The organism is Hymenobacter glaciei, assembly GCF_039539585.1.
Taxonomy (GTDB): domain Bacteria; phylum Bacteroidota; class Bacteroidia; order Cytophagales; family Hymenobacteraceae; genus Hymenobacter; species Hymenobacter glaciei.
Map to the genome: position 1 here is coordinate 44,324 of NZ_BAABDK010000001.1, position 16,993 is coordinate 61,316.

Sequence of the window (16,993 nt, forward strand, 5' to 3'; positions counted from 1 at the left end):
GAAATACAGCGCATAGGTGTTCCATCGTCCTTGAAAAAAACGCGCTAAGCGTTAGGCGTTGCATAGAAGTCGAAGTGCTTATACTTCAGCATTTCTTCCTTCTGCTTGATGGGGATAATTTCGGTGGTGGCAACGAAGTCGGTGAAATAGAACAGCGAATAGCCGAGGGATTGTAGCAGGTTGAACTGCTCGAATTTCTCCTCATCGGAATTCTTGCCAAAGCATTCGGAAATGATAATCGGCTTGTATTTGGTGATGAGGCTGGAAATAGAGCGGATAATTTCCTTGTCGTAGCCTTCGGTATCGATTTTAATCAACGTCAGCTTGGGAAGGAAATCGGGGTACTCCTTTTCGAGGAAAGCTTCGAGGTTGACGCCCTTAATTTTCGTGCTGAGGGAATACTTGCCGTGTTTGTTGTTCGGGGTTTTGGAAATGCCGCCGTTGTTGAAGGACGCTTCGGAGGAGTTGTAGTAAAACTCGTCGTCCTGCTCCGAAATGGCAAGGTTGTGGGCCCCGATGCGCACCAACTCGGGGTTGAGGGTGGCGTTGCGCTGCAGGATTTCGAAGACGTAAGGATTGGGGTCGAAGCCGAGGGTAAGGCCGGTGGGGCCGGTAGCCAGGGCCATTTGCACAGTGGTGTGGCCGATGTTGGCTCCAATGTCGATGGCGAAGTCGCCGGGATGGAGAAATTTCTTGAAAAAGTCGACCGTCTCCTTGGTGAACACCTTCTTTTCGACCAGCGGATTTTCCCAGTTGGCAAATTGCACCTGCCCGTTGCCGATGCCGGTAATGGCGAACGTATCGAGCACCATGGGGTGCTTTTGGGTGATGCGGCGGGCCATTTTCCGCTTGAAGGAATTGATAAGGTAGTTGAGCATCGGGAGGGTGGTCGGTGAACGCAGAAATTGAACGGTACAAACTTACGAATAGCGCAGCCGGTCCTTTACCCGGTTCAACGGGGCTTCGAGCCAGGCCCAGGAAGCGGCGGCCAGCAGCAGCAGCAGTGGCGTAAGCAGCAGCACGGTGGGCAGCGGGCTAAGCCAGAGGTTACGGGTGGCCGCGGTCGGGAAAACATGGTACACGGCCCGCTGATAAAATACGACCAGCAGCAAGTGGTACAAGTAGCAGCCGTAGCTGCGCACGCCCACCCATTGCAGCACCGGATGCTGCAGCAGGCGCGCACTGCCAGTAGCGGCCGGCCCGGCCAGCTGTACCGCCCAGTTGAGCGTGACCACCGAGGCCAGCCCACCAGCGGCAGTCGAGATAAGCAGCCAAATGTGGTGCGCATGCACTGCCTCCAGCAAAGCCCACAGGCTGGCCCAGGCCACCCAGGCCAGCAGCATCCAGCGCCCACGGGCCAAGCGGCGCACCCAGGGCTGGGGCTCGAGGATGCGGAGCACACCGCCGAGGGCAAACATGTCGAGGCAGGCGGGCAGCAGCACGAAGGTGAGCGTGGGAGTAACGTGCAAACTCCACCACACCCGGAAAAGCACGCTGGCCACTACTACCGCCAGCAGGGTGCCCACACGGCGGCCCAACAGGCCCAGCAGTAACGGCCAAACCAAATAAAACTGCTCATCGACGGCCATGGTCCAGTAGTGGCCCACGCCTTCGCCCCAGTGGCCCAGGCGGTAGAACAGCAGGTTGGAAACCGGCAGGATAAACCAACCCGGAAACTCGCGCAGGGTAGCCAGCGGTAGCAGCGCCCCCAGGGCTAGAGCTAAGTAGTAAGGTGGCAGAATGCGCAGCATGCGCCGCTGATAGAAAGTGCCCAGCCGCCGGAGCCAGCCGCTGGGAGCGCCGGGGTGCACCTGCTGCTTCCAGACGATGCCCGAAATGAGGTAGCCGCTGAGTACGAAAAACGGGATGCGGCCCATTTCGCCAATGGGGAAGCCCGGCAGCGTCCAGTGCGCCAGCACCACCAGCCACACGCAGATAGCCCGGATGCCGTTGAGGCCGGGGCGGTAGGCGAGCGGTGCGGGGGCGGTGGTGGGCGTAGGGCCAATTGGCATCAAAACAGAACGTCATGCTGAGCGCAGCCGAAGCATCTCTGCCACTTCGTTGCAACGATTTAATTAGTTGCGCGGTAGAGATGCTTCGGCTGCGCTCAGCATGACGTTCTGTGTTACAGTAGCTCGCTTTACCCCACGGTGTGGTACACGGCCTGCACGTCCTCGTCGTCTTCGAACTTCTCGATAATGGTCATAATCTCCTCAAGCTGCTCGTCGTTGAGGGATACCGTTGTGTTGGGTACCCGCTGGAGGTTTACGCTCACCACGTGGTGGCCCTGGGCTTCGAGGGCTTTCTGCATCTGACCGAAGTCGGTGAAGGCGGTTTCGACCACGATGAACTTGTGCTCGGCGCCGTGCTCGTCTTCCTCGGTGGTTTCGTACACGTCTTCGGCGCCGAAATCAATTAGCTCCAGCTCCAGTTCGTCGCGGTCGAGACCTTCGGCGGCCAGCTTGAAGACGCCCTTGCGGGTGAAGGTGTAGTCGCTGCTGCCGGCGGTGCCAAGCGTGCCCTCGTTGCGGTTGAAGATGAGGCGCACGTTACTCACGGTGCGGGTGGGGTTGTCGGTCGCGGTTTCGATGACGATGGCGATGCCGTGGGGTAGGTAGCCTTCGTACACCACTTCGGCGTAGTCTTTTTCTTCTTTGCTGCTGGCGCGTTTCACGGCGGCCTCCACGCGGTCCTTGGGCATGTTCACGCCTTTGGCGTTTTGCATGGCGGCGCGCAGGCGGGCGTTGGTGTCGGGGTTAGGGCCGTTTTCTTTCACGGCCATCACGATTTCCTTGCCAATGCGGGTGAAGTCTTTCGACATCTTATCCCACCGCTTCATTTTGCGGCCTTTTCTGAATTCAAACGCGCGTCCCATTTAGGTCTATTAACAAGTAGCAATGAGCAATTAACAGTGCCGTGGCGGCGCGCTGGCGGGCCAGCGGGGCCGAAACGGGCCGCAAGTTAGCCAGAAGGGACGGGGGTGGCAAAGGGGATGGCACTGGGCGCGCTAGCGGCGGCGCTTTCGGCCGGTTTTGGTGGGTGGCAACGGGGCTGGAATTGGAGCCGGCGCTACCATTGTTTCTGCCGGCACAGCTTCAAGCTCATACACGCCCTGGTTGCCGGTCGGGTACCCTAGAATGGTAAGCGTGAGGTGCCGCCCGGCAGAATCGAGGCGGGCGGTACCACGCTGCACATCGGCCCCCTTCTGGTCGCGGAAGGCGAAGCGGATGCTGTCGCCGGCCAGGGTGTAAGTGCCATCCTGCGAGAAGGGAACGGTGCGCGAGCCCAATGCCAGACTCAGGCGTTTGGCGTAGCTACCATCGGGCCGTAGCGTGAGGGTGCCGCCCACGCCACGCACGGCCGTGGGCTCGTTGGGGCTCTCGGCATCAAAAACGGTGTAGCCGGTGTAGCGGTAGGTGCCCGCCAGGGGGCGTGGCATGGGAAGCGCCTGGGCGGCGGCAGGCTGGGAAAATGCTGGCAGCAGCCCCAGGACTAAGGGAGCGTAACGGGTGAAGAACATAAAAGCGAATGTCGATAAAGGCAGCAGGCCTCAGGCAAAATCGTACCACCTTTGCAGCGTCGTGGCCAATTGCAAAAGTCGAGTGCCGCGGCCTAACTTTTGCGCCTAGCTCATGCCCACCTTCCTCTGCGACCTGATTCGCCCCGCTGCTGAGCTACCCGAAGCCGATGTGTGCCTCGTGGGCCTGCCCCTCGATTTTGGTACGGTGCTCGAGGGCGGCCGTGCCGGCGCGGTGCATGCGCCCGATTCCATCCGGCGCGAGCTGCGCCGCTACCACAAAACCTATAATCTGGAGCACGACATCAGCCTGGAAGGCCTGCGAATTGCCGACGCTGGCAACCTGGACCTGCGCCACGCCGACCATGCCCGCAACCATGCCCACATTCGGGAGCAACTGGCCGGACTGTTGCGCCAATACCCGCGCGTGGTGGTGCTGGGAGGCTCGCACGACGGCACTTACTCTACAGTGCGCGGGCTGTTTGACGCGACTGGGGCCCAGCCGGTGGGCGGCATTAACTTCGACGCGCACGCCGATGTGAAGGACAGGCCCGAACTCATCAGCAGCGGGACTCCTTTTGGTAAATTGCTGCGCGAGGGTTTCCTGGCCGGGGCACGCTTTTCCGAAATCGGCCTGCACTCCAACCTCAACACCCGCGAAGATATTGGCTTTCTGCACCAGCAACAAGCTACCATCGTGCCGCTGGCCCACGTGCAAAAAGACGGGATGGAGGGGTGCGCCAGCCGGGCATTGAGCCGGGCCACGCAGGAGGGCCCGGCATTCGTCAGCTTCGACATTGATGGCTGCGCCGAAGCGTATGCCCCGGCCGTGTCGGCCCCCAGCGCCGATGGCTTTACCCCCCGGCAGGCCGTGGAAGCAGCCTTTCTGGCCGGTAAAAATGAAGCAGTCCGGCTGTTCGAGGTCGTGGAGCTGAACCCGCTCTTCGACCGCGACAACCAGACTGCTCGGTTAGCTGCCACCATCATCACCGCCTATCTAACGGGGGTAGCTGGTGGAATTCAACATCCTTAACTCCCGACGCCATCGCGGTACAAGGGCGGGGGCGGCGAGTAGCCCTGGGCTTTTCTGGCGGCTTTCGCGGCTTTTTTATAGGCTTTCGATTTCCGGTTGCGCCGCCGGCCGCCACTGAGCAGCCAGGCAGCGCCCGCCGCCAGCAGGCTTCCACCAATGATGGCCAGCTGCATGCGGAGCGGGTCTTTGGGCGCGGGCGGCAGGTGCTCGACGCCGCTGGCGTCGGTGCGGGCGGGCTCGTTCACGTAGCGGCCGTGGGCGGGGATGGGGTAGTTGTTGGCCAGCTTGTGCAGGCCAGCAGCAGCTTCCGAGCCAGTGATGACCGGGCCGTGGCCACAGCCAATGGCCTTGGGCTCGAGCGCCGCCAATGCCTGCACCGATGCGCGCGAGGCTTCCCAGTCGTAGTTGAAAGGCGTGCCGGCGCGGCTGATTTTTGGAGTGTCGAGCAGAATGGCCGGCACGGAGTCGTGGTGGCAGGTAGCGAAGGCATCGCCCCCAATCAGCACCCGGTCGGCAGCGCGGAAGAAAGCCAGTTGGCCCGGGGCATGGCCGGGCACGTGCAGCCAGCGCCAGGCCATGAGGTGGGGAACATTGGGGTCTTCCACGTTCAGGGCCTGCACCCGGTCTTCCAGATTGGGCAGCTGGGTCGGAAAGAAGCGGCTCATGAAAGCCAGCGAGCCGCCCACGGTGGGGTCGTGCGGAGGGTACAGCGCCTGGGCGGTAACGTAGGGCAGTTCCAGCGGATGCACGACGACGGGCACGTGCCAGTGGTCGGCCAGCTCGCGGGCCGAGCCCAGGTGGTCGAGGTGGCCGTGGGTGAGCAGGATGGCCTCGGGACGTGTGCCCGGTTGAAATAACTCCTCGGCGGCGGCGATAATGGTTTTGGCGCTGCCCGGTAGGCCGGTATCAATCAGCACCCACCCGCCCGGGGTGCCGGTTTCAACAAAATACACATTGACAAAGCGCTGAATGCGCAACTGGGTGACGCCGGCGGCAACGGTATCCATAGGCTTGGTGATTTGGTGGGAGCGGAAGGTGAACTGTACGAGATACGGAAAAGAGGCTGGGCAGTGTTCGAAAAAAAAATTGGGCAGCCCGGTAACGAAACGACATGCGGCCGGTACCCCTTTCGCCATCCCTCACCGGGCAACCGCATTGGGTGGGTGTGCATCTCTGCTTTCACATCTCCAACCCTTTTCCTGTTTCATCATGAAGACCCTGCTTTCTGCACTCGCGATGCTGGCTGCCTCGCTTGGCGCCACTGCCCAAACCACCACCGAGCCTCAGTTCGAAACCACCTGCAATAATAGTTCGTGGAGCCGCGGCGATAAGGCGATGAAACAGTTCTGCGAAACCCGCGACCTGACCATGCCCGCCCCCAACGGCCAGGCCCTGACCGTGGACGGCGGCCCGAACGGCGGCATCACGGTGCGGGGTTGGGACGGCCCCAACGTGCGCGTGCGGGCCAAAGTGCAGGCCTGGGGTTCCAGCGAAGCGGAGGCAGCTACTCGCGCTCACCGCATCAACATTGCCACCCAGGGAAACACGCTGCGCGCCACCGACCCCAACAAGGACCACGACTGGAGCGTGAGCTACGAAATATTTGTGCCCCGCACCACCGCTCTGGCCCTGAACACGACCAACGGCGGCATCCACATCGACAACGTGCAGGCCGCCATCCGCTTCGAAACCACCAACGGCGGCGTGTCGCTCGAGAACCTGGGCGGCAGCGTGAAAGGCGAAACCACCAACGGCGGCCTCAGCATTGCCCTCAGCGGTAGCCAGTGGCAGGGGCAGGGCCTCGACGTGAGCACGACCAACGGCGGCATTCACTGGAAACTCCCCCGCACGTACTCGGCCCGCCTCATTACCAGCACCAACATGGGTGGCATCCGCACCGAATTGCCGGTGACGAAAACGGGCATGTTCCACAAAGAAGTGGAAGCCACCCTGGGCCAGGGCGGGGCCATGGTGAAGGCTGTGACCACCAACGGCGGCATCAGCGTGAGCCAGGAGCGGGACTAGCAATAGTTTCTTCCCAGAAGGTATAAAACAAGCACGTCATGCCGAGCGTAGCCGAGGCATCTCGCATGTGGTAGTAACTCAATCGATGAGTCTACTGCTGCACGCGAGATGCCTCGGCTGCGCTCGGCATGACGTTTTATTGGTGTTTGCTTACCTATGTCTCAGCAGCCGCAGCTGAAATCGGGGTAGTCGGCGTACAGCGGCGCGGGCTTGTCGTCGATGCGGATGAGGTGGTCGAGCCGGATTTCCTCGCCCGATTTCAGGCGCATGTATTCAACCTTTTCGCGGATGAACAGGGTGTCAATCACGCCCGAGCCCAGGCACAGCTGGCGCAGGTCGTTGAAATATTGCAGTTCGACGCGGTGGCGCTGGGTGGCAGCGGCTTCGAGGTGGTCGTAGTAGTTGCAGTCGATGGGGGTGTAGGGGGCACTCATGGGACGAAGGTTGACGCGGGGAAGTCTGGCTGGTTGAGCTAAACCGGCACCCGGCCGGCAGGGTTGCGCGGGCGGGCCCGGGTCAGGCTTGGGGCGTGGGCACGCGCGGGTTCATCACCCGAAACCACAGCGGCGGCACGGTGGCCAGCAGCATCATGCCGGGGTAGCCGGTGGGCATTTGCGGGGCCGCCGGCTGGTGGCGCAGCGTGTGGTAGGGGCGGCTGGCTTGGTAGTGGTGGTCGGAGTGGCGAGTAAGCTCGTAGAGCAGGATGCGGCCCAGCGCGTGCTCAGAGTTCCAGGAGTGGTGGGGCTGCACCCGCTCGTAGCTGCCAGCGGCCGTTTGGCGGCGCAGCAGGCCGTAATGCTCCACGTAGTTCACCAACTGAAACAGTATGTAGCCCACGGCCGCCGCTGCTACCCAGGCCAGCAGCCCCGCCGGGCCCCACCCGGCCCACACCAGGGCTGCCAGCCCCAGCTGCACCGCCTGAAACTGCAGCATCTGGTTGGCGGGCCGCCACCAATGCTGGCCCAGTCGGTGCAGCCGCTCGGCTTCTAGGGCCCAGGCCGCGCGGTACTCGCCAAACACGGCGCGGGGCAGAAAGCGCCAAAAGGGCTCATGCAGCCGGGCCGTTACGGGGTCGGCGGGCGTGGCCACGTGGCGGTGGTGGCCGCGGTTGTGCTCGATGAAAAAGTGCGGATACCAGGTGCTCAGGAGCAAGGCCTGCGCCAGGCGCTGCTCCCAGCCGCGGGCGCGGTGGCCCAACTCGTGCGCCACGTTGATGCCCAGCGCCCCGCAGCAGATGCCCACGCTGCTCACCGCCCCGGCAATTTCGACCGCAGTGAAGCCGCGCGTGGCCAGGGTGTGCAGGAAGTACGCCAGCAGGCCGTATTGCAGCGGCACGTTCAGGTAGAGCAGGCCGTCGAAAAAGGCGTGGCGGCGCGCTTCGGTCGCCGCCGGGGCATTGGCAATAGGCGGTGCCGGGTGCCGGAGCCATTCGAGCAGGGGCACCAGGCCAAAGGCGTAGGCTACGGTGAGCCAGGTGGCAACCCCGCCCCACCACAAGCCCGCGGCGGCCGACAGGGGCAGGGTGTAAGCCAGCAGGTAGCGCAGGTCGCGGAAGGAGAGGGACATGGCGGGAAAGCAGTTGGGATGGGTAGCTAAATATAGCGGTTTGCCTGCCAGCGCATGAGTATAGGTTCTTAAAGCCGCCGAAAAGCTTTGGCTTGCCCTCGTTGAGGGCCCGCTACCCGGTACTTTCCTATCTTCGCCACCCACCCAACGCATCACCAAATTCCCACCCCACCCATGGCTCTTACTGCCTCGACCACCACCCCACCCGAACTCAATCTGGAAGCCAATTCCTTTGCCCAAGCCAGCGGCACCAAGTTCCGCGGCGACGGCAAGCGCCCGATGTTCTACGAGTTCAAGCCCGAGGAAACCATCAAAGCGGCCCACGGCACCACCCTGCGCTGCAAAACCTGGGAGGCCGAAGCCGCCCTGCGCATGCTGGAAAACAACCTCGACCCCGCCGTGAGTTTGGTGTATGATGAGCTGATTGTGTACGGCGGTGCCGGCCGGGCCGCCCGCAACTGGAAGGAGTATCAAACCATCGTGAAAACGCTGAAGGAGTTGGAAGCCGACGAAACCATGCTCGTGCAGTCGGGCAAGGCCGTGGGCGTGCTCAAAACCTGGCCCCACGCGCCCCGCGTGCTCATCGCCAACAGTAACATCGTGCCCGCCTGGAGCACCCAAGAATACTTCGACGAGCTCGACAAAATGGGCCTGATGATGTACGGCCAAATGACGGCCGGCTCCTGGATTTACATTGCCACCCAAGGCATTTTGCAGGGCACGTACGAGACGTTTGCAGCCATGGCCGACCAGCATTTTGGCGGCAGCCTGCGCGGCACCATTACCGTGACGGCGGGCCTGGGCGGCATGAGCGGCGCTCAGCCCCTGGCCGTGACCATGAACGACGGCGTCTGCCTCGTCATCGAGCCGATTGAAGAGCGGGTGAAGCAGAAAGTGCGCGAGGGGTATGTAGACGAGCAGGCCCGCGACCTCACCCACGCCCTGGAGCTGTGTGAGCGCGCCAAAGCGGAAGGAAAAGGCTGGTCGGTGGGCCTTACTGGCAACGCGGCTACCGTGCTACCGCAGCTGCTGGCGCTGGGCTTCCAGGCTGAAATCGTGACCGACCAAACCTCGGCCCACGACCTGATGGACTACATCCCGGAAGGTGAAATTGACAAAGTGCTGGCCCTGCGTGCCGCTAACCCCGATGCCTTCAAAAAGCAGGCGCTGGCCTCCATCGTAAAGCACGTGCAGGCCATTCTGGAGATGCAGAAGCGCGGCACCATCGCCGTGGACTACGGCAACAACCTGCGCGGGCAGGCCGAAAAGGGCGGCTTGAACGTGCGCGACGAAAACGGCCAGTTCCTGTACCCCGGTTTCGTGCCCGGTTACATCCGCCCGCTGTTTTGCGAGGGCAAGGGGCCTTTCCGCTGGGCGGCCCTCAGCGGCGACCCGCAAGACATTCTGCGCATCGACCGCGCCCTGCTCGAAACCTTCCCCGACAATAAGCTCCTGGCCCGCTGGATTGAGAAGGCCCAGGCCAAAGTGCCCTTCATCGGCCTGCCGGCGCGGGTGTGCTGGCTGGGTTACGGCGAGCGCGAGAAGTTCGGCCTCGTCATCAACGACCTCGTGGCGCGGGGCGAAGTGTCGGCGCCCATCGTCATCGGCCGCGACCACCTCGACTGCGGCTCGGTGGCCTCGCCCAACCGCGAAACCGAAGGCATGAAGGACGGCTCCGACGCCGTGGCCGACTGGCCCCTGCTCAACGCCCTGGCCAACTGCGCCAGCGGCGCCGACTGGGTGAGCCTGCACAACGGCGGCGGCGTGGGCATCGGCAACTCCACCCACTCCGGCATGGTGATAGTAGCGACCGGAACGCCCGAAAAAGCCGAACGCCTGAAGCGCGTCCTCACCACCGACCCCGGCATGGGCATTTTCCGCCACGCCGACGCCGGCTACGAGTTGGCCCAGGACGTGGCCCGCGAGCGCGGCGCCAAGATTCCGGGGCTGCAGTAGGGAAGCGGGACTAGCGTCGGTCAGCTAAAATCTTGGAATCATATGCTATGAAGAGTATTCGCATTGTGCCTTTGCTCGTCCTCGCCGCGCTGGTGATGGCCGCCCTGCCGTCGCAGGCGCCGCTTTTGGCACTAGACAAAGCCAATGGCGTAGGTGGACTGGTATTTGGCGTGCGAGCGGAGCAGATAACCGGCTTTGAAAAGCAGTTTGCCGGCATTGGCAAACGCTGGCGCACGACCCGACTGTATAGCCGCCCCGGCGATACCACGACCATTGCCGGCATGCGTGTGCCGCTCACCTACTGGTTTCGGCTGGGCCGCTTTATTGGCGTTGATGCTCAACTGAAAGCACCAGAAGTTTATGACGAGCTATTGCACCGCTTAACTGCTCGCTACGGGCCGCCGCGGGCCGACACGGTGCCAGAGCAATGGCATTGGCTGGGGCAGCGGAGCTACCTGCTGCTGGAAAAAAACGACCGGCGCACCGGGACTCTATTCGCGGCCAGCTTCGATATGCTCAATGAGCAAGTATACGAAACGGCACTAAGGGCACGGGCGCGGCGTGAGTTGAACTGGCGCCCCGATTCCGTTGGCTTGCCCCGGCAGTTTCCAGTTAAATGAGTGCGCGCTCATTGCATGGTTTCCACACCAACTCCGCCACGGCTGTTTGTAGCCGCGCCGATGCGAGTTACCCACCTACCAATCCTCATGAAACAACTGCTGCAACTAGCGCCCCTGGTGCTGTGTCTGGCCGCCTGCCAAAGCAACCCCACAGTTCCCGCCGCAACCAGTGCAACGGCCCCGGCATCGCCCCAGCCAGAACCTGCCAACCCCGAGCACATCGACCCGACCATGGTGACCGTCATTGGCCTGCCCGACGAGGAACTGACCACCAAACAGCTAACGCAGCAACTGGGCCGCCCCGACAGCATTGCCAAAGGTGCCGTGGAGTGCGGCGGCCGCCTCAACAGTCCCATGGGCGCCCCCAACGGCGACTCCTGGTACTACGGCAAAACGCTGTACGAAGTAAGCGGCACGCATGCCATCCTGTGCAGCTTTGATGTAACGTCGGGCAAGTTCCGGGGCAAGGTCGGAAAGCTCGTGCTCGACCAAAATACCACGCTGGAAGATGTTCGCCGCTTCTTCCCGATATCGGCTAAAGCAGCTGATAAGCCTTCCACAGGCCGCTCCGGTGAAGAAATGAGCCTGCCGTTCTTTGATAAGGACGTGCCCCTCGATGGCTCTTTAAACCTGCTATTCAAGAAAGGCCGCCTGCAAGCAGTGGAGTTCTTCAGCCCTTGCTGAAGAAAGCGGCGAGTGAAATTCGGCTTGGCTGGAATTGGCTGATTGACAGCTTGGGCCTGCTATTAGCACGGCATAAGCTGACGAGTGGCTGTGGAGCATTTGCGCTTCATTAAAAAGAGAGTCCGTTTTTAGACCAGCAAAGCCTTTGGTATATCAACCCCGGGCCGAACTGCGTATGCGAAGTAGCCTAAAACGAATAAGGAGCTACTCCCCGAAACGCAATGAGCAGTCTTAAACAAGCAGAAATTAATTCGCCGCAGTTCGGCGCGGCGGAAGAGCAAGATGGTCGCCTCACCCATCAAAGCGGCAGATTACCAAGCGCCTGGGCGCTGGTTTGCGGGTTGTTACTCGGCCTGAGCGGGCTGACTTCCTGCTCCGATGACCCGCCCCACCGCAAAGATTCTGAAATGACAGTGGACGCTCCGCCTGCCGCTACTGCCGAAACCCCAGCGGCGCGTGCGGCTGACGAAACGCCGGTCGAGGAGCCCTCCGGTGCCCTGCCTCAGCATGGCCGCAAATACCAGGTAATTGTAGAAACGGCGTATTTTTTCGACCGGCCCGTGCAGTCAACTCCCAACGGCCGATACCTGCGCCGGGGCGATACCTTTTATGGGCAGGGCGAAAGCAACGGCTTTGTGAAAGCCGGCTTTGTGCAACCGAACGGCGCCAGCGGCACGGCTTGGCTGAAGGCGCAGGGCCTGCGCAAGCTTCCGGGTGGTGCAGCCACGGGCGCGGCGAAAGCAACTCCTGCGGCCCGCCCGGCAACGCGCCCGCCTGCAACCCAGACCGATGCTGCCTATGAAACCAATGCAAGCGCAAGCAGTACCGCTAAAGGCCAGGGAAATGCACCGGCAACCAGCGCCACCAAAGCACTAGTTGAAGTCGACCGGGCTTACTTCTATAACTCGCCCGACCTCGGCCAGCCCCGAAAGGCCTTCTGCCAGCGCGGCGACAAAGTGCGCGTGCTCGAATCGAGCGGTGATGCCGTGCGCGTCACCTTCACCAACTGGGAAAAAGTAACGACCACCGGCTGGATGCGCAAAGACGCCTTGCGCTTTAGCCGCTAAGAAGCTGTTTGGGTTAGCTGAAATCGCAGGCGGAGTACCCCGGATTTTCAATTCGGCCCGTTCGCACTACGCTGAACAGCTGCTTGTATGTGGCCTCCCGGCTGGCGCACACCAGCGGAGTTCTGGTATCCCCGTCCGCCTCTCGGCCCTTCCCAATAGCTGCTTCTTGAGAAACTGGTGTAGCTTGCGCCGCTACTTTATCGCTGGGTTCACACCTGCATTTAAACACGTCGCGAATATTCAGGGGTCAAAGTAGAGATTAGTTTACGTGTTAATCTGCAAAAAAAATTAATATATGAATCTTACTCGAAGGCTTACTGAAGGAGTTGGTGCTTGGTTACATTTTGAATATGTGTGTAATAGAAGTGGCCTTTTTAATGAGCATTATCTATCATTTGCACTAGGGCAGTTAATGAGCGCCGCTTTTGGTAACAGAGTCAATTCAGAATTTGACCATCCAATATTAGCGCCATTGATGAAAGGGAGAGGGCGCAGGCCAGCTATTGATTTTGTCTATTGCGACCCATATCCGACCGTAAAGGTTGCAGTAGAAACTAAGTGGGCTGGTTCGAGTCATACAACAATTGAGAGTATTATTTGGGACTTAATTAGGCTTGAGATGGTGGCCCATTATGATGGTACCTCCTCCATTTTTATTTTGGCGGGGAAAAGGAGTGATTTAATAAAATTGTTCAACCGCAAAGATTTTTCTGGGCCACCAAATACACCGGGTGTATTGCCTATATTAAGCACTACGCATAATCAACTTACTACTCTTTCTCTTCTTCCTGATAAACCATATAGAATACCTGTATTTCAAAGGGTGTTTGGGAAGGTCCAAGATGTTCCTATTCCGCATAGGATTGTGACTAGACGTACACAACCATTTCCAGCTGAATGTAAAAATAACCAATATCAAGTATTTGCTTGGGAAATAATGTCTGATAAAAATAGACAGGAATTTAATCCCAATAAAATATTTCGTTACATGAAGGCACCGGGTGTTTAAATAATTTTTTAGTGTCTGCTTTTAATGTGTCAAAATAATAAAATGACTTTGTAATGGAAAAAAAGTATCAAGTTTTCGTAAGTTCAACTTATAAAGATTTAACAGATGAGCGTAAGGAAGTTATACAAGCTTTGCTGGAGCTGGATTGTATACCTGTAGGAATGGAAATGTTTCCAGCTGCTGACGATGACCAATGGACATTGATTAAAAACCTAATCAATGACTGTGATTATTATGTGCTAATAGTAGGGGCTAGATATGGTTCTGTAGACGATGAAGGAATGAGTTATACTCAAAAAGAATACGAATATGCTGTTCAGGGTAAAATTCCTATAATATCTTTTCTGCATAAGAATCCAGATGAGATTCCGTCGGGGAAAACAGAGCAAGACCCCAAGGCCAAGGAAAGGCTAAAGCAGTTTTTAGCAGTTGTACAGAATAAGATGTGTAGATATTGGATTACACCTGCTGACCTAGGTTCTCAGGTAAGTAGAAGTCTTGTTAAACTCATCAAAACTAATCCAAGGCCAGGCTGGGTTAAGGCAACAGATTTACCTACAGAAGACGCTATTCGGGAGATTCTAGATTTGAAGGCCAAAATTGAGAGAATGAAATTAGAAGCTGATGCATCAAAATCCCAAGGGCCGGAAGGTACAGAAGATTTCAGTCAAGGAGAAGATGAGGTAGATTTTTCTTTCATGTATATAGGAGTTGAAAAATCATATCCTAACACACGCTATCAATACGAAAGTGAGTTTTCGGTTACTTGGAATGAAATTTTTGCTGCTATCAGTCCATTAATGATTGATGAAGCCACTGACGATTCAATTAACAGCACTCTAAAATCATTTATATTTAAAAAAGAAAAGGATAATATATCTGAAAGTCTTGCTAAAACAAATCGTAAATTCGCTGAAATTAAGGCTAACGATACTTTGCAGACCATTAAAGTCCAGTTTAGAGCACTTGGTTTAATAACTGAGAGTAATAGAAAAAGAAGTATCCATGATAAGGATACATATTGGCAATTGACGCCATATGGCGATAATGTCATGACGCGCCTTCGAGCCATAAAGCGTGTTTAAACTCGAAACTCATTAACCAAAAACGGCCCCGCTGCAAATGCAGCGGGGCCGTCCCTTTTCCAACCAACCAAACCCCTACGCTACGCCCGGCATTGGTGGCGTCCCTTCCCCACTGGCCGCGTGCTCCTTGCGGATGCGCTTAAGCAGCGTCGCCATCGAGAACGTTTTGGCCTTCTTGGGCTGGCTTTCCTTGTACATCAGCGCGCCCGTGCCCAGCGCGTCCACCACGTACTCCCAGAGGGCGTTGCCGGCCTTGATGTTCTCCTCCGTCAGTTCGAGGGCGGCGTTTTGGTTGGTGTTTTGGGCGGTGTTGAAGTCGCCGAGCTGCTGGCGGGCATCGGCGAAAGCTTGTGTGTCGGCCGCCGTGTGGCCCTGGGCCGTGAGGGCCGTCAGGTTGGCGGGCGTTTCCACGAGTTGCAGCAGGTGGCCCAACGCGCCGTCGAGGCCCTCCATGTCGCGGGTCGTGATTCCGGCGCGCACCTTGCCCAGCCCGAAATCAGCGGCGCTGGCCGTGAGGCCGCCCTTTTTGGCGGCCCGGCTCAGGCGCAGGTCCAGAAAGTTGAGCGGGTCGCGCAGGCTTTTCGCCACCTGCGCCATGGTTTTGGTCACGTCCTTGTCCGATGCCCGGCGGACGCCTGTCGGCACCAGCCCGGCAAAAGCTGCCTGCGAGGCATCCCAGCCCTTGCGGTAGCCTTTGTCGGCGTAGTCGGGCGAAGCCTTGCCGAAATCGGCCTGATTGGTGGTGAACATGGCGAGCACCATGTCGTTGAGGGGGCCCAGCTCTTCGAGCCGGCACCGAAACAGTCGGGCTGTTTCTGCGGTAGATTTTGACATGCTTACAGTGGAAAGTAATAGCCGCGCTACGGTAGCGCAACCGCCTTAAATGTAAGCGAATAAAAACCGAGCGCCTCGTCCCCCGCATCCCGCGTGTTCGCCCCGCCAAGCCCCCGTCACGCCCCGCGAATGCCCGCATGCGCCCCGCCAACCCCTTCACGCGGCCCGCCAACCGCCGCAAGTGCCCCGCCAACCGCCGCAAGTGCCCCGCGAAACGCACCACGCGGCCCGCCAACCGCCGCAAGGGCCCTGCAAATCAAGATAAGTGCCCCGCGAATCGCGGCAAGCGCCGTGTTTTGCCGGTTGGCCGTGTTGCGCGCGTTTGCCGTGTTTCGGCATCCCGGCTGGTAGTGAAGCCCGCGCCCGCCAGGGAAGAGTGCGTGCTGCAAAGCAACCAGCGGTGCCAAACCCGCGGGGTTGGTCCGTCCTGCGGGCTACGACGCCCCGCGGCAGCTGCCTCCGCCGGGTACCCGGGCTTAAATCCCGGTAGGCTTGCCGTCCAGGCTCAGCGTGTTGCGCTGCGCCCAATACTCCTGCACCTTGGCGGGCCCACGCGTCGGTGGGAGGGAAGGGGGGCAGGCCGCAGGTTCGAATGGGCAACTGTTTCCCCGGCGCGGCGGCCTGCCCAGGTTCGCAACGACAACCCAAATTACGTACGCCGCTGCATGAACAACCCCCGGAAAATGACGGAGCTCTATAAAAACCTGCCCTGGATGTATAGCCTGCTGAAGGACGAGTCGGCGGGCGCTTATTATCTGGAAGTCGTGTGCGGTACCATTGGGTGGTACGAAGTGTACCTGCGCCTCACAGAGGCAGAAGTAGCGGCCTTCCTGCCCGCCGTCGCGGCAGGGGTGCCCGATGCCCTGACGGCCCTCGCCAAAGAGGTGATGCACCACGGCGCGCAAGGCATTCCGGGCCGCGAATACCGGCGGGAATAGCCTCCTCGGTGTGGGGTGGCAGGATGGTGCGCTCGACTTGCGCTTGCGGAGCATCGTGTGGTTTGTGGGGGCACTGCCGGGCTGACCGTGCCGTACTTTACCGGATGAATAATCAAGCTGTTATTTGGCTTATCCCCGCTTTTCTCCTCGTTTTTGCCGCTTTCTGGTGCCTGATAAGTAAATTCCTGTCCTTGCTGGCGTGGAACCGGTTGGCAGGCTATTACCTGAATTCAGAACAACTGGTGTCACCGGGGCGGTTTCGTTTGGCGCGGGCCAAGCTTGGGTGGGTTTCTTACAATGGCGTTATTCGGGCCAGCGTTGCGCCCGCAGGACTGGCGCTGTCAGTCGTGTTTGTGTTTCGGGTGGGCCACCCGCCACTGCTGATTCCGTGGTTGGCGCTGGAGCCAGTCCAAACCCGTAAGTTTCTTTGGGTAACCTACTATACCACCGCGGTGCAGGTCGGAAATGGGCGAGTGAACTTTGAGTTTGCCGACCAAAACCTGGTGCAGGCGGTGCAGCCCTGGCTGCGGGTTGCGTAATCCTTTGCGCTCGGCGGCGGCGCAGGTGAAACAGTGGAATTTGTCGGACGGGTGTTGGCCACAGGGCCGGCCGCTTGCGTAAGGGCCATTTCCCGCCAACCGCAGCAGCTGCGCCCGCGC

Annotated in this window: 18 protein-coding genes; 10 read left to right on the forward strand and 8 right to left on the reverse strand. The window is 59.6% G+C overall.

Features of this window, described 5'->3' with window-relative positions:
• Positions 1–44: 44 nt before the first annotated feature.
• The 4 genes from ABD837_RS00210 to ABD837_RS00225 all read right to left on the reverse strand — a co-directional run bounded on the left by ABD837_RS00210 (position 45) and on the right by ABD837_RS00225 (position 3,439).
• The gene (locus ABD837_RS00210; protein WP_345048960.1) at positions 45–878 is read right to left on the reverse strand and encodes an FkbM family methyltransferase; all 834 of its coding nucleotides are present in this window, start codon (positions 876–878) and stop codon (positions 45–47) included.
• Positions 879–920: 42 nt separating this feature from the next.
• Positions 921–2,012 carry an acyltransferase family protein gene (locus ABD837_RS00215; protein ID WP_345048962.1) on the reverse strand — a complete coding sequence of 364 codons (1,092 nt, stop codon included), beginning with the start codon at positions 2,010–2,012 and terminating at the stop codon, positions 921–923.
• 128 nt (positions 2,013–2,140) lie between these two features.
• On the reverse strand, positions 2,141–2,875 hold the full coding sequence (locus ABD837_RS00220) for a YebC/PmpR family DNA-binding transcriptional regulator (protein ID WP_345048963.1): 735 nt from the start codon (positions 2,873–2,875) through the stop codon (positions 2,141–2,143).
• A 132-nt stretch (positions 2,876–3,007) separates the two neighbouring features.
• Positions 3,008–3,439, reverse strand: coding sequence for a hypothetical protein (locus ABD837_RS00225; protein WP_345048965.1), 432 nt, complete (start codon positions 3,437–3,439; stop codon positions 3,008–3,010).
• Between the two features lie 193 nt (positions 3,440–3,632).
• On the opposite strand from ABD837_RS00225, the gene ABD837_RS00230 reads away from it, so the two are divergent.
• A complete protein-coding gene (locus ABD837_RS00230) occupies positions 3,633–4,550 on the forward strand; it encodes an arginase family protein (RefSeq protein WP_345048966.1) in 918 nt (305 codons plus the stop codon).
• Here the strand turns inward: ABD837_RS00230 and ABD837_RS00235 are convergent.
• Positions 4,547–5,557: an MBL fold metallo-hydrolase gene (locus ABD837_RS00235; RefSeq protein ID WP_345048969.1), complete on the reverse strand. Its 1,011-nt coding sequence runs from the start codon at positions 5,555–5,557 to the stop codon at positions 4,547–4,549. The two genes, ABD837_RS00230 and ABD837_RS00235, sit on opposite strands and share 4 nt — an antisense overlap.
• 202 nt (positions 5,558–5,759) lie before the next feature.
• On the opposite strand from ABD837_RS00235, the gene ABD837_RS00240 reads away from it, so the two are divergent.
• On the forward strand, positions 5,760–6,575 hold the full coding sequence (locus tag ABD837_RS00240) for a DUF4097 family beta strand repeat-containing protein (RefSeq protein WP_345048970.1): 816 nt from the start codon (positions 5,760–5,762) through the stop codon (positions 6,573–6,575).
• A 161-nt stretch (positions 6,576–6,736) separates the two neighbouring features.
• Here ABD837_RS00240 and ABD837_RS00245 read toward each other — a convergent pair whose 3' ends face one another.
• Positions 6,737–7,009, reverse strand: a complete 273-nt coding sequence (locus tag ABD837_RS00245; RefSeq protein ID WP_345048972.1) for a Rho-binding antiterminator — start codon at positions 7,007–7,009, stop codon at positions 6,737–6,739.
• An 82-nt stretch (positions 7,010–7,091) separates the two neighbouring features.
• Positions 7,092–8,141: an alkane 1-monooxygenase gene (locus tag ABD837_RS00250; RefSeq protein WP_345048974.1), complete on the reverse strand. Its 1,050-nt coding sequence runs from the start codon at positions 8,139–8,141 to the stop codon at positions 7,092–7,094.
• A gap of 174 nt (positions 8,142–8,315) precedes the next feature.
• Here ABD837_RS00250 and hutU point away from each other — a divergent pair, with 174 nt between their 5' ends.
• From hutU to ABD837_RS00280, 6 genes are all read left to right on the forward strand, one after another.
• Positions 8,316–10,097 (forward strand): urocanate hydratase, encoded by a 1,782-nt coding sequence (gene hutU / locus ABD837_RS00255; RefSeq protein WP_345048976.1) that lies wholly within the window; start codon positions 8,316–8,318, stop codon positions 10,095–10,097.
• Positions 10,098–10,144: 47 nt separating this feature from the next.
• Entirely contained in the window at positions 10,145–10,717 is a 573-nt protein-coding gene (locus tag ABD837_RS00260; protein ID WP_345048978.1) for a hypothetical protein, read from the forward strand.
• Between the two features lie 87 nt (positions 10,718–10,804).
• Positions 10,805–11,401, forward strand: coding sequence for a hypothetical protein (locus tag ABD837_RS00265; protein WP_345048980.1), 597 nt, complete (start codon positions 10,805–10,807; stop codon positions 11,399–11,401).
• Between the two features lie 221 nt (positions 11,402–11,622).
• Complete coding sequence (locus tag ABD837_RS00270) at positions 11,623–12,468, forward strand: hypothetical protein (RefSeq protein WP_345048983.1); 846 nt, start codon at positions 11,623–11,625, stop codon at positions 12,466–12,468.
• Between the two features lie 295 nt (positions 12,469–12,763).
• Positions 12,764–13,477: a hypothetical protein gene (locus ABD837_RS00275; RefSeq protein ID WP_345048985.1), complete on the forward strand. Its 714-nt coding sequence runs from the start codon at positions 12,764–12,766 to the stop codon at positions 13,475–13,477.
• A 53-nt stretch (positions 13,478–13,530) separates the two neighbouring features.
• Complete coding sequence (locus ABD837_RS00280; protein WP_345048986.1) at positions 13,531–14,562, forward strand: DUF4062 domain-containing protein; 1,032 nt, start codon at positions 13,531–13,533, stop codon at positions 14,560–14,562.
• Between the two features lie 75 nt (positions 14,563–14,637).
• Here ABD837_RS00280 and ABD837_RS00285 read toward each other — a convergent pair whose 3' ends face one another.
• Positions 14,638–15,396: a hypothetical protein gene (locus ABD837_RS00285; RefSeq protein WP_345048988.1), complete on the reverse strand. Its 759-nt coding sequence runs from the start codon at positions 15,394–15,396 to the stop codon at positions 14,638–14,640.
• A gap of 665 nt (positions 15,397–16,061) precedes the next feature.
• Here ABD837_RS00285 and ABD837_RS00290 point away from each other — a divergent pair.
• Together ABD837_RS00290 and ABD837_RS00295 are read left to right on the forward strand one after the other, a co-directional pair.
• Entirely contained in the window at positions 16,062–16,334 is a 273-nt protein-coding gene (locus ABD837_RS00290; RefSeq protein ID WP_345048991.1) for a hypothetical protein, read from the forward strand.
• A gap of 104 nt (positions 16,335–16,438) precedes the next feature.
• Positions 16,439–16,873: a hypothetical protein gene (locus ABD837_RS00295; RefSeq protein ID WP_345048993.1), complete on the forward strand. Its 435-nt coding sequence runs from the start codon at positions 16,439–16,441 to the stop codon at positions 16,871–16,873.
• Positions 16,874–16,993: the final 120 nt, after the last annotated feature.

Bases quoted from the DNA above. Each gene is read 5' to 3' on its own strand.
- ABD837_RS00210 (WP_345048960.1), bottom strand. From the start codon at position 878: ATGCTCAACTACCTTATCAATTCCTTCAAGCGGAAAATGGCCCGCCGC.
- ABD837_RS00215 (WP_345048962.1), bottom strand. From the start codon at position 2,012: ATGCCAATTGGCCCTACGCCCACCACCGCCCCCGCACCGCTCGCCTAC.
- ABD837_RS00220 (WP_345048963.1), bottom strand. From the start codon at position 2,875: ATGGGACGCGCGTTTGAATTCAGAAAAGGCCGCAAAATGAAGCGGTGG.
- ABD837_RS00225 (WP_345048965.1), bottom strand. From the start codon at position 3,439: ATGCCACGCCCCCTGGCGGGCACCTACCGCTACACCGGCTACACCGTT.
- ABD837_RS00230 (WP_345048966.1), top strand. From the start codon at position 3,633: ATGCCCACCTTCCTCTGCGACCTGATTCGCCCCGCTGCTGAGCTACCC.
- ABD837_RS00235 (WP_345048969.1), bottom strand. From the start codon at position 5,557: ATGGATACCGTTGCCGCCGGCGTCACCCAGTTGCGCATTCAGCGCTTT.
- ABD837_RS00240 (WP_345048970.1), top strand. From the start codon at position 5,760: ATGAAGACCCTGCTTTCTGCACTCGCGATGCTGGCTGCCTCGCTTGGC.
- ABD837_RS00245 (WP_345048972.1), bottom strand. From the start codon at position 7,009: ATGAGTGCCCCCTACACCCCCATCGACTGCAACTACTACGACCACCTC.
- ABD837_RS00250 (WP_345048974.1), bottom strand. From the start codon at position 8,141: ATGTCCCTCTCCTTCCGCGACCTGCGCTACCTGCTGGCTTACACCCTG.
- hutU (WP_345048976.1), top strand. From the start codon at position 8,316: ATGGCTCTTACTGCCTCGACCACCACCCCACCCGAACTCAATCTGGAA.
- ABD837_RS00260 (WP_345048978.1), top strand. From the start codon at position 10,145: ATGAAGAGTATTCGCATTGTGCCTTTGCTCGTCCTCGCCGCGCTGGTG.
- ABD837_RS00265 (WP_345048980.1), top strand. From the start codon at position 10,805: ATGAAACAACTGCTGCAACTAGCGCCCCTGGTGCTGTGTCTGGCCGCC.
- ABD837_RS00270 (WP_345048983.1), top strand. From the start codon at position 11,623: ATGAGCAGTCTTAAACAAGCAGAAATTAATTCGCCGCAGTTCGGCGCG.
- ABD837_RS00275 (WP_345048985.1), top strand. From the start codon at position 12,764: ATGAATCTTACTCGAAGGCTTACTGAAGGAGTTGGTGCTTGGTTACAT.
- ABD837_RS00280 (WP_345048986.1), top strand. From the start codon at position 13,531: ATGGAAAAAAAGTATCAAGTTTTCGTAAGTTCAACTTATAAAGATTTA.
- ABD837_RS00285 (WP_345048988.1), bottom strand. From the start codon at position 15,396: ATGTCAAAATCTACCGCAGAAACAGCCCGACTGTTTCGGTGCCGGCTC.
- ABD837_RS00290 (WP_345048991.1), top strand. From the start codon at position 16,062: ATGAACAACCCCCGGAAAATGACGGAGCTCTATAAAAACCTGCCCTGG.
- ABD837_RS00295 (WP_345048993.1), top strand. From the start codon at position 16,439: ATGAATAATCAAGCTGTTATTTGGCTTATCCCCGCTTTTCTCCTCGTT.